Raw genomic sequence first — 1,994 nt, forward strand, 5'->3', positions numbered from 1 at the left:
ACAGCCCGCCCCCGCGCCCGGCCGGCAGGAGGCGCAGCCCGCCGCGCCCTCCGCACCGCCTCCGGCGCCCGCCGCACCCCCGGCCGCACCGCAGCCCGCACCACAGCCCGCGCCGCAGACCGCGCCGCAGACCGCAGCACAGCCCACAACTCAGCCCACATCGCAGGCCGCACCACAGTCCGCATCACAGCCCGCCCCCGCGCCCGGCCGGCAGGAGGCGCAGCCCGCCGCGCCCTCCGCACCGCCTCCGGCGCCCGCCGCACCCCCGGCCGCACCGCAGCCCGCACCACAGCCCGCGCCGCAGCCCGCAGCACAGCCCGCGCCGCAGACCGCAGCACAGCCCACAACTCAGCCCGGATCGCAGGCCGCACCACAGCCCGCACCACAGTCCGCATCGCAGCCCGCCCCCGCGCCCGGCCGGCAGGAGGCGCAGCCCGCCGCGGCCTCCCCCGCCGCCGGAGCCTCCCAGCCGCAGCACGCCCCCGGTGGCGGCGTCTACCGGCCCGCCCAGCCCGAGGACTACCCGCTGCAGGCGCCGGACCCCCGGGTGGCCGCCGCCGAGCCGATGCGGGCCGCTCCCCCGCCCGGACCGGCGCAGAGCGCCGCCGCGGCCGGGCCCGCCGAGGGCGAGAGCGGTACCGTGTGCGTGGCCTGCCGCGCCGGACGGGTGGACGACGACGGCTACTGCGAGAACTGCGGCCACGCCCAGCCGCGCGAACGGGACCACATGGAACAGGAATGCGGCCCCGTGGCCGCGGTCAGCGACCGTGGCCTGCGCCACCACCGCAACGAGGACGCCTTCGCGATCGGCACCACCACGCTGCCCGACGGCTCCCCCGCCTCCGTGGCGATCGTCTGCGACGGCGTCTCCTCGGCGACCCGCCCGGACGAGGCCTCGCTGGCCGCCGCCCGCGCGGCGAGCGAGTCGCTGCTGGCGGCCCTGCCGCGCGGCACGCACCCGCAGCAGGCGATGCACGACGCGATCCTCGCCGCCTCGGACGCGGTCAACGCCCTCGCCGACGAGCCCGCGACCGCCCGTGAGCACGCACGGCATCAGAACGCCCCGGCCTGCACGATCGTCGGCACCGTCGTCACCGGCGGGCTGCTCATCGTCGGCTGGGTCGGCGACAGCCGGGCCTACTGGGTCCCGGTGGACCGCTCCGCCCCGCCGGCCCGGCTCACCGAGGACGACTCCTGGGCCGCGCAGATGGTCGCCGCGGGCCTGATGGGCGAGGCCGAGGCGTACGCCGACCAGCGCGCGCACGCGATCACCGGCTGGCTGGGCGCGGACGCCTACGAACTGGAGCCGCACACCGCCTCGTTCAAACCGGACCGGCCGGGCCTGGTCGTGGTCTGCACCGACGGCCTGTGGAACTACGCGGAGTCCGCCGAGGAGATGGCGGAGGTGGTGCCGGCCGACGCCCATCTGCGCCCGCTGCACAGCGCCCGGGTGCTGGTCGGTCACGCCCTCGACGGCGGGGGCCACGACAACGTAACAGTGGCTCTGGTGCCGTTCCCGGCCGCCGCCGCGGGGGCAGGATCGGCCTGAGAGGCCGCGTACCGGCCGGGCACTCGCCGCGTAGCGCGGGCCTGAAGCGGGGAAGTATCAACGGGCCGGAGGGGACCGGTCCGTGGTCCGACGCCGCCCGCGCCTCGCGGGGGCATTGAGGGGGATCGAAGCTGGCATGGCCAATCTTTCGAAATCGAACGTGCCCCGGTTCTCGGTGGATGTGTACCAGAACGAGTACCTGCCCGAGGGGGCCGGGCAGGTCGACGCCGTCGTCACGGTGACCGCGACCGGCGGCGGCACCATCGGCAACGCGGTGACGGCACCGCATCTGTACTCGCCGGGCGAGGGCCCGTCGGCCGCGGTGGTGCTGATGGTCGACTGCTCGGGTTCGATGGACTACCCGCCGACCAAGATGCGCAACGCCCGGGACGCCACGGCCGCCGCGATCGACGCGCTGCGCGACGGCGTCCACTTCGCCGTGGTC

1 protein-coding gene and 1 pseudogene are annotated in these 1,994 nt (G+C 76.9%); both read left to right on the forward strand.

The window, feature by feature from the left end; translation table 11 throughout:
* Positions 1-1,549, forward strand: a 1,549-nt coding sequence (locus ABD207_RS00005) for a PP2C family protein-serine/threonine phosphatase (RefSeq protein ID WP_344008846.1), incomplete at its 5' end; no start/stop codon positions are given.
* 136 nt (positions 1,550-1,685) lie between these two features.
* Positions 1,686-1,994, forward strand: a pseudogene (locus tag ABD207_RS00010) (hypothetical protein); the annotation flags it as partial.

Origin of the sequence: Streptomyces thermospinosisporus (assembly GCF_039526425.1) — a bacterium.
Classification (GTDB): domain Bacteria; phylum Actinomycetota; class Actinomycetes; order Streptomycetales; family Streptomycetaceae; genus Streptomyces; species Streptomyces thermocarboxydovorans.